Origin of the sequence: Psychrobacter sp. AOP7-B1-24, from assembly GCF_052376215.1 — a bacterium.
In the GTDB taxonomy this organism is placed as follows: domain Bacteria; phylum Pseudomonadota; class Gammaproteobacteria; order Pseudomonadales; family Moraxellaceae; genus Psychrobacter.
The window spans coordinates 1-7685 of record NZ_JBQSVL010000100.1; the positions used below are offsets into that span (position 1 = coordinate 1).

At 39.0% G+C, this 7685-nt stretch carries 12 protein-coding genes; 6 read left to right on the forward strand and 6 right to left on the reverse strand.

All coding sequences use genetic code 11. The annotated features are described in order from the left end of the window. Positions 1-667 precede the first annotated feature (667 nt). A complete protein-coding gene (locus ACT3QP_RS13425; protein WP_173240567.1) occupies positions 668-985 on the forward strand; it encodes a type IV secretion protein Rhs in 318 nt (105 codons plus the stop codon). Between the two features lie 22 nt (positions 986-1007). Next, positions 1008-1208, forward strand: a complete 201-nt coding sequence (locus ACT3QP_RS13430; RefSeq protein ID WP_173240569.1) for a DUF7336 domain-containing protein — start codon at positions 1008-1010, stop codon at positions 1206-1208. Positions 1209-1239: 31 nt separating this feature from the next. Here the strand turns inward: ACT3QP_RS13430 and ACT3QP_RS13435 are convergent, their stop codons facing one another. The 3 genes from ACT3QP_RS13435 to ACT3QP_RS13445 form a co-directional block, all read right to left on the reverse strand. Further along, positions 1240-1512 carry a type II toxin-antitoxin system RelE/ParE family toxin gene (locus ACT3QP_RS13435; protein ID WP_444525857.1) on the reverse strand — a complete coding sequence of 91 codons (273 nt, stop codon included), beginning with the start codon at positions 1510-1512 and terminating at the stop codon, positions 1240-1242. Between the two features lie 7 nt (positions 1513-1519). Further along, entirely contained in the window at positions 1520-1777 is a 258-nt protein-coding gene (locus ACT3QP_RS13440; protein WP_173240573.1) for a type II toxin-antitoxin system RelB/DinJ family antitoxin, read from the reverse strand. 698 nt (positions 1778-2475) lie between these two features. Beyond that, positions 2476-2607 (reverse strand): hypothetical protein, encoded by a 132-nt coding sequence (locus ACT3QP_RS13445; RefSeq protein WP_263972671.1) that lies wholly within the window; start codon positions 2605-2607, stop codon positions 2476-2478. A 67-nt stretch (positions 2608-2674) separates the two neighbouring features. On the opposite strand from ACT3QP_RS13445, the gene ACT3QP_RS13450 reads away from it, so the two are divergent. Beyond that, entirely contained in the window at positions 2675-3652 is a 978-nt protein-coding gene (locus tag ACT3QP_RS13450) for a PAAR domain-containing protein (protein WP_443549151.1), read from the forward strand. Beyond that, positions 3642-4013 (forward strand): hypothetical protein, encoded by a 372-nt coding sequence (locus tag ACT3QP_RS13455; protein WP_444519128.1) that lies wholly within the window; start codon positions 3642-3644, stop codon positions 4011-4013. The genes ACT3QP_RS13450 and ACT3QP_RS13455 overlap by 11 nt, the downstream gene beginning before the upstream one ends. A gap of 241 nt (positions 4014-4254) precedes the next feature. Here ACT3QP_RS13455 and ACT3QP_RS13460 read toward each other — a convergent pair whose 3' ends face one another. The 3 genes from ACT3QP_RS13460 to ACT3QP_RS13470 all read right to left on the reverse strand — a co-directional run bounded on the left by ACT3QP_RS13460 (position 4255) and on the right by ACT3QP_RS13470 (position 6358). Further along, the gene (locus ACT3QP_RS13460) at positions 4255-4428 is read right to left on the reverse strand and encodes a hypothetical protein (RefSeq protein WP_443549152.1); all 174 of its coding nucleotides are present in this window, start codon (positions 4426-4428) and stop codon (positions 4255-4257) included. A 230-nt stretch (positions 4429-4658) separates the two neighbouring features. After that, positions 4659-6161: a MobA/MobL family protein gene (locus tag ACT3QP_RS13465; protein ID WP_444525858.1), complete on the reverse strand. Its 1503-nt coding sequence runs from the start codon at positions 6159-6161 to the stop codon at positions 4659-4661. Further along, complete coding sequence (locus ACT3QP_RS13470; protein WP_192524712.1) at positions 6161-6358, reverse strand: hypothetical protein; 198 nt, start codon at positions 6356-6358, stop codon at positions 6161-6163. Before ACT3QP_RS13470 ends, ACT3QP_RS13465 begins: the two co-directional genes overlap by 1 nt. A gap of 199 nt (positions 6359-6557) precedes the next feature. Here ACT3QP_RS13470 and ACT3QP_RS13475 point away from each other — a divergent pair, with 199 nt between their 5' ends. Both ACT3QP_RS13475 and ACT3QP_RS13480 read left to right on the forward strand, forming a co-directional pair. After that, positions 6558-6821 (forward strand): hypothetical protein, encoded by a 264-nt coding sequence (locus ACT3QP_RS13475; RefSeq protein ID WP_173240584.1) that lies wholly within the window; start codon positions 6558-6560, stop codon positions 6819-6821. Further along, complete coding sequence (locus ACT3QP_RS13480) at positions 6811-7110, forward strand: hypothetical protein (protein WP_173240586.1); 300 nt, start codon at positions 6811-6813, stop codon at positions 7108-7110. The genes ACT3QP_RS13475 and ACT3QP_RS13480 overlap by 11 nt, the downstream gene beginning before the upstream one ends. The last annotated feature ends 575 nt before the right edge of the window (positions 7111-7685 follow it).

Genomic DNA, 7685 nt, shown 5'->3' on the forward strand with positions numbered 1-7685 from the left:
TTACTACCCAATGTACCGCTTCGAAAGACAATATAACCACTCATTGCGTTGCTCAATATGTCTAGAACCCCCTGTCGAGAGCTTACTGTCACCCATGCAATGCAGTCGTCACTGATGCCTGCCACCCATTACAAGGGAACAGTTACAAGTCGTGAGGGGCGTGAGTAACGAGCAAATAAGCGGTTTTACTGGGTAAAATTGGTAATTTACGGTAGTAATATGGGTAATTTGATTGCAAAATAGCCTAGATTTGGCTTAGAATATGCCCTAATGGGCTTAATTGCTGGTCAAATAACGCACTGTGAATGCTTATTTGGTCGTTACAGTCGTCGTCAAACGTCTGTAACCATTAACGAATATTAAACGATAAACGCCCCTACTACGTCAAGTGCTAGGGGCGTTTATTTTTTTGGGGATGGGTAAGCAGACCTTAATAATGGGCTAGAGTGCGTTATTAAGCATAGCTTAAATTAAATCTTGTCCTCAAAAAGACAAACCATACTTTTAAGTATATTATCCGCTAAGTATTTTATGTGTGTATATCTTATAAAAAATAATGTAGAAAATATTTTGGTAACAATTCTTACTTAAATACCATATAAGAGTAGACCTTAATCGGTAATTATTAGTTTTCAAATTAAAATAATTATTTACCAGAAGGATGGATATGAAAATAATAGTTTCTGCTATTTTGGCTACTTTTCTAACTACTTCTATAGCCTACGCTGCACCTAATACTAAAGTATTTCCTAAATGTTATGAATATAAAGTTCGAGATACTTCTAAAAAAGGTAAAGAAGGAGCTACCGATGCACCTGATTGGGTAAAACAAGGAGCTTATAGACCATGTAAACGCCCTAATGAAGATGGGAAAACTTTCGCTGACAGAGTTATACGTCAGCAATATAATACTGATAATTATCAAAAGGGTGCGTCGACTGAGTTTAGTAGAATACAGAAATTTGGCGATAGATCATTTAAGTAAATAAATTAAAAAAGAGGTTAAAATGAAAAATGTTTATGTACTAGAGCACTCAGCAGAAGGTTTAGTTGAAAGAATGAAGTTACTAGGCGTTTATAGTTCTAAGGAAGAGGCTGAAAAAGTCATTAGTATTCTAAGTGAAAAACCAGGATTTAAAGATTATCCAGATGATTTCGTCATTGACGAATACGAAGTTGATAAAATGTGCTGGTCTAGTGGCTTTTAAGATCGAGTATTGGCCCAATAAGTAGAAGGCGTTAGCTAAATAGTTCTGAATGACTACCTAGCCTTACCAGTTGTAAAATATCATCATCTTTTTTCAAGTATATTAGTACTACGTCAGGTTTAATATGACAGTCTCTAAAATCCTTCCACTCACCTACTAGAGCATGGTCACTATACTTTTCAGGTAAGGGTAAGTCTTTACATAAGCAATTTATAGCTTCAGCCCATTCAGGTGTCATCAAATGGGTAATTAACTTTTTTGCATCTCTTTTAAACTTGTTCTCTGTAACTATCTTTCGCATCATTTGGCTCTTATAGTGTTCTGAGAAGCTCTTCAGGCGTATAACTTTCTGTAAAATCTGTTCTGTTCAGAGCTTCACGCATAGCCTTCTGAGTTTCCATATTAGGTTCAACCCAGTCAAAAGACAAAGGCACTTTTCGAGTTTTAACAATTTGGTTTGCCAATAACTTAAAAACTTGAGGCGTAGTCAATCCATAGCTAGCTAGGACGTTATCTAACTGTTTTTTAGTATCAGTATCCAAACGCATATTAAAATTCTTTGTAGACATTTTATTAACCTTCTATTATTTTTAGTAAAGAATATGTAAGACCAAATCTTTACAAGAACGATTGTATCATATGTTTTTGGTTAGGTGAATCTATTTTAGCGTTCAAATCCTAAATCACGCTGTCTACTATGCTCGCATTCTGCTTGCTATACATACTCCTTATCGTTCTTATAATCTCCTTTGTATCCGCTGATACAAAGTGCTTTTCTATAAAAACGGTGTTATATCTATCAGCAATATGATCTCCACTATTGTGGCAAAAATATCTAAAATTAAAGATAGTATTTTAAGGTTTTTCATGTGTAAATCCTTTAATAATTTAAGTTATGTGAGAAATCAGCAAGGCGTCGAATTAAGTTTTTAGCGCTATTCCCTATGTCTGGTTTTATTATGGTTATTAGCCATAAATCGTGTTAGATGATGCGGTTCAGGTAAAACTATTATCCACGGTTAAAATCAGATATTTAGGGGGTGTTCCATTAACAACTGATGACGCACTTTCAAGGTTGTTAGGACAAAAAAAGACCTTCAGGTAGCCTGAAGGTCTTTTTAGTTTGATAAGATTTTTAGCTATTTCGGCTCATTTATGCCGGTGACTTTCCACCCCTATTTCCATTTACCATAATCCACCTTTATGCGAACAATGACACTCTATGTCGTGCTAAACGCGCATGTTTTGGGCTTATTTTTGCTACGTTCTACAGTCTCACATAACGCCACGTTTTTAGCCCCATTTCTTCTGCCCACAACTTAGCAGTTGCTTTGTCACCTGCTATTGGCACCATGTTCAAATCTAGCACCTCACTCAGTGAATAAGTGGTACTACTCACCGTTTTATAAACTTATGTCCATCTATCATGTTAGAATTTATGTCTTAGGTATATTTAGGACGATACTATGGCAGCTTATATCACCGTAGGCGCGACGACAACTCATGGCGGTAAGGTGATTAGTGGCTCACCACACACGACTCACAACGGTATTCCCATATCGCGTAAAGGCGATAAAGTCATCTGTAAGAAATGTAAAAAGGTGACGACTATTTTGACAGGGGATGCCTCGTTTATCATTGATGGCGCACCGATTGCCCGTGCCGGTGATGTGACCAGCTGCGGTGCTAAGCTCATTGCGGTTCAGCAGTCGTTCTGTGAATCTGGTTTTGAGGTGATGGGCGTTGAGCAACCAGCGCCTATACAGTTTCCTAAATCTGATCCAGAAGCTGTGTTCTCTAGCTTAAAAGCGTCTGATGAAAGCTCTGAGATGGAAATATCTGATGATGATTTGTTGGTCTGGGTTGAAGTGTCTACTGAACAAGCATTGAAAGATGGTGGACTTTGGGCAGGTCCTAGTACAGGTGAAAGTAAATTAGATACAAGTAAGTTTTACCTTGGAGGAGATAAAGACTTACAAAAGGCTTTTGATGAGATTTTATCTACTTCACATGGTCGATATATAGTATCAGTAATACAGAATGACGATAGAATTCTTGCCGTTACCTTGGGAAAGGGTAATGGTGTATTTGGTAAAACCATACCATCAATGACATCTCAAGTTATTAACAAACCTAAGCGGTGGGAAATTTGGAAACCAACAGAAAGAGTAGATAAGATTATCATGGAAGTAGAGATTAATATGCAGGATAAAGATCCTTACTTTGTACGTGCGGATCGTGCGGATGGTAAAGGTGTTTATAAACCTAACTTAACAGAGGTTCTTGCACATGAACTTGGACACATAAAAAACTATAGCACCCACGGTAAACTTTTCTATAACCATCTATCAATAGTTCATCAAAATACTATTATGAGGCAGTTATACAAAAACTCTACTGCTCGTCATCCAAACAAAGAACATGGAGGAGGTTTTGGTAATTAGATCACTTATACCGCTTTTGTTTTTTTGCTTAGCAGCGGCTTGTAGCAGTGAAGTAGAACAACCATTCAGTTTGGATTATCTATACAGTGCAGATCCTACAGCTGATGCTCTGAAAGCTATTTCGAAGGGTGATTTACACGTTTATGCCACTTACAGTGGTGGTCCCTACACTCCCGAAATAAAACGAGGGTGCGTTAGCGATGAAAATATTGTTCCAATAATAGGAACGTCACATGGATATGAAACTTATAAGCAGCATCAATTCAATACTTCAGCGGATTTATACGCTAAATATTATAATTTTCAACTTAAAGCTTATCTCATTAGAAACGGAGATAAATGTTTGAGCTGGACAGACTAGGGTTAATTTAGATTGAACGCTTGCTGATACACTCATCAAACATAATCACTCTATAGGAATAATTACAATCTTTGTCATGTTAAAAGGGCTGATATTAGCAGTAATTTCAGGTCAAAAGTTAGCCAAGATCAGGCAGTCTTTTTCGCCTGTTCTGGCTAACTTTTGATCCAACAACCGCAGGGCGTTAGCTCAACCGTCAATCTGTCATAGTTAAAGCATGACAACTAGTGGTCTGCCATAGTTAGTCATCATCATGGCTTTTGTGATTGTCCAAAAACGCTTGTTCTTCTTGGGTTAAAGCCTTACCTAGCCGCTGTCTCTGCTTAACAATATCTAAAAAAGCATCGTCCATATAGCCGTTTTTAGGGTCGTTACCGTATTCTTGGAAGTTTTCGATAGAATCTGAAATAGACATTTTGAACCTCTCTTAGTTATTTTATTTCTAAGTGTGGCGCTTGTGAGCGTCTTATTTTCTGCTCCACTCTCTTTTGTATGCCCTTGCCCCAGTTGGTTGCTCTTGACGCTACTAGCTGTCTGAAGTCCTCGTCCTCGCTCATTTGTATGGCGTTCAGGGCTGACTGGTCTATCCAGTCCAGCGTCAATTTACTTGGTTCTCTCTTCTCGCTCATAGTCATGTCCCCTGTGTTAGTAATTAATATCCCTATCATTGCCCCTATCGGCTTGCTGCACCTCTCTATCTTGCCGTCTTTGTGCTAACTCGGCTTGCCGTTGCTGTAGCTCTTGCTGTTCTTGCTGTTGGTCGTATGAGTTAACGTCCTTTTGTATCTCGTATAGCTTGTCATATTTATCAGGGAATGCTTTGTAATAAAGCGTTCTAGCCATTTCTTTATGCTCTGGGGTAATTCCTTTTTCCTGTTTGGTGTCATGTGCTGTTTTGAGATTGTTATATTGCTCTAGATTCTTATCTAAATCTTGCTTCCATGCTTTTGTTTTAAAGGGATTCAGGGGTTTGTTATCCCTTAATTTATTAATTTCTTGCAGCATTGGCTTAGCTTTCTCCCTTAGCTCCTTCAGCTCATGCTTGTGCATCTCTTCAGCTTTTTCACTCATTCCCCTATCGAAGTCCTGTAGCAGTTGGCGCTTACGGTCTATCTCTTGGGCTGTATTTGGCTCTATTTGCGGCTTTGGCGGTGGCGATGGGGTGTTGGTAGCTTGTAAGGCTTTGGCTGCTTGTTGCTTGGCTCTGAGTGCGTCCATGCCCTTCTGAAACTCTAGAGCTTCTTTTTGTTCTTCCCTCTTGTTGATATCGATGCGAATTTCTAGCGCTAAACCCTTTATTTTTAGATTACCGGCGTTGATAGCTCGGTTAATGTCGCCCCTGTCTGTTTCTAGTCCTCTGCGCTCCATTGCTGACGCTTTCCATCCTAGTTTTTGCGTAGGTAGCTGCTCGATGCCACGTTCGGCATAGCTGCGGTGGTCGATGCGCTCATTAAAGCCTTTACGCTCTAGGGCTTGGTTAGCTATCTTCGCCCATTCTGCCCTAAGCTCTTTTATCTCAATGCTTGTTGCGCCTAGCCCTAGCGTCTTACGCTTAGTATTTGATAGCTCGATGGTCGCTTTGTCGCCAAACTCAACTTGACCATCAGCTGACAAGCTGACTTGTCTTGTCGTGGTCATAATGTGAGCATGATAATTTTTATTACTCCCTTCTTCATCGGGAGCATGAATGGCTACGTCAACTGCAACGCCATATTTCTTAGATAGCATTTTTCCAAAATCTAAAGCGGTTTGAGTTCCTGAAAAATCTTTTGCGTGATGCTCCGCAAACTCTTTTCGCAACTGGTAGTCAGTAAGTAGCTCGGTACTTCGCCTTTCATCATCGGTTAACTGTTCTGGGTATTCGGGCATTAACTCAGATGGAATAGCAACTATCCACTCTCTAGCCGTTCTAGCATCTTTTCGCTTCTCGGCTTGTTCCGCTAAATTCCACAACTCACTTCTATCAATTTCGTTATCGTCTTTATCAAAAACAGTGGCAAGAAGAACGCCCCCACGCTTACTATAATCATGGGTAAGCCCTGTTCGCTCATCCTTGATTTCAGTACCAGCACGATAAGCAGCCGATGCCGTGGCACTTCTGCCACTGCTACGACTGATCGGCTTGGTGGTGGCGTGATAGATTGCCATTAGGGATGTATCTCATTTTTTAGGGTGAACATAATGCCTAATAATAGCCGTTCTTCAATCTCGGTGAGGGCATTTAAACCGTAGTCATGCGTCTTTAATATGACCGCTTGTTGGTCTGCGGTTAGATCAACCGTGATCGGTTCACTGGTTGCAAGCTCCTTGTACTTCTCAAAACTTGATGCTTCAAATAGACTCATTATTCTTATTCCTTTTTTTGAGATTTGGTCATTTTAGCTTTTGCTCCGCAGGACGCTCTTAGGACTTGTCGAAACCATGAAACGAAGTGTAAGGGTTTGACAAGTCGTAAGTGCGCACTTGTCTAAAAAGACAGCCAAGTGAAACAACTCCGATTCACTGTTATACTAACACAGACCATAAATTTTTCTAGGTGAGATTATGCCAACGATAGAACAAAAGATAGCCCGCAAACAAGACGAGCTGAACCGATTAAAGACCAGACAAAGAAAATTAGAGACAGGTCAAAAAGTCATCATCGGTGGCATGATGTTGTCCCTCGCTAAAGATGACCCACAGATAGCCGAGCAGCTGCTTAACTTGATTAGTAAGCACATCACACGCAAAACAGATTTAGACCGCTTAGAGGACGTTATCACCGAATTAAGAAGCGATTTTGAGAGGGGTTTTAATCATGGCGTATGATTATTTTATTTCGACAAAGGGAAATAATGACAGAATAAAAATTCCCGAATGGACTAACAACCGTGACAATAGAATGGAATCTTATACCTCAAATGGTGAGGTGGACTATCGAGGTAACTTCACTGGCGATGAATTGATCCAACTAGCCAATAACTATGCTGAAATTTGGGGGGATGCTATGAACAGTTTTCATGCAGACCTTCAAAATAAAGGCTTGGCGTACATAAAAAATGCTGAGACAGATCAATTCACTCTATCAGCGATTTACTGGTCATCAGATGCTTACTAATTTAGACCAACTAAAACACTTTTTTTTGACGTTTTTTTAAATATAATTTGTTTTTTTTAAGAATATTAAATGTTGTAGTTAGCTAGAAATTCAAGCTGTAGCCCTTTACTTTCAAGGATTCAGGGGAAGGGGAGTCTTACTAATAGTGGTTACTTTTAAAGAATATAATTTGTTTTTTTTTGGCTAAAAATTTAAGCCGCAGCCCAGTTTTTCAAGATAATGAACATTTTTTTAAATTAGTTGTCTTTAAAATAAAATAAGTTCATTTAAGCTATAGCCCTTTATTTTCAAGGGTTCAGGCTTACTTATCTTTTCACCTTAGTTTTTTAATCAACGATCTCGACACTCACTCTGCTGATTGAGTGCTTTTTTTTTTTTTTGCTATTATTATCTTAACTTAAATTTTTCTTCAATCTCTTATGTTATATAGCCTAGTGGGCTATATAACACTTGACTGAGCCTAAGTTGTTCTTATGCTCTTGGTTTGGCTGGGTTCTGAAATCAGGGAACACTCACCCTAAAGGACTCACAGATGAAAATCTGCAAATCCTTTAGTGTTGTTACCTTGACGGTGC

Excerpts from the sequence above, each read along its gene's own strand:
- ACT3QP_RS13435 (WP_444525857.1), bottom strand. The coding sequence starts at position 1,512 with ATGATGCGAAAGATAGTTACAGAGAACAAGTTTAAAAGAGATGCAAAA.
- ACT3QP_RS13440 (WP_173240573.1), bottom strand. The coding sequence starts at position 1,777 with ATGTCTACAAAGAATTTTAATATGCGTTTGGATACTGATACTAAAAAA.
- ACT3QP_RS13430 (WP_173240569.1), top strand. The coding sequence starts at position 1,008 with ATGAAAAATGTTTATGTACTAGAGCACTCAGCAGAAGGTTTAGTTGAA.
- ACT3QP_RS13465 (WP_444525858.1), bottom strand. The coding sequence starts at position 6,161 with ATGGCAATCTATCACGCCACCACCAAGCCGATCAGTCGTAGCAGTGGC.
- ACT3QP_RS13450 (WP_443549151.1), top strand. The coding sequence starts at position 2,675 with ATGGCAGCTTATATCACCGTAGGCGCGACGACAACTCATGGCGGTAAG.
- ACT3QP_RS13475 (WP_173240584.1), top strand. The coding sequence starts at position 6,558 with ATGCCAACGATAGAACAAAAGATAGCCCGCAAACAAGACGAGCTGAAC.
- ACT3QP_RS13480 (WP_173240586.1), top strand. The coding sequence starts at position 6,811 with ATGGCGTATGATTATTTTATTTCGACAAAGGGAAATAATGACAGAATA.
- ACT3QP_RS13470 (WP_192524712.1), bottom strand. The coding sequence starts at position 6,358 with ATGAGTCTATTTGAAGCATCAAGTTTTGAGAAGTACAAGGAGCTTGCA.
- ACT3QP_RS13460 (WP_443549152.1), bottom strand. The coding sequence starts at position 4,428 with ATGTCTATTTCAGATTCTATCGAAAACTTCCAAGAATACGGTAACGAC.
- ACT3QP_RS13425 (WP_173240567.1), top strand. The coding sequence starts at position 668 with ATGAAAATAATAGTTTCTGCTATTTTGGCTACTTTTCTAACTACTTCT.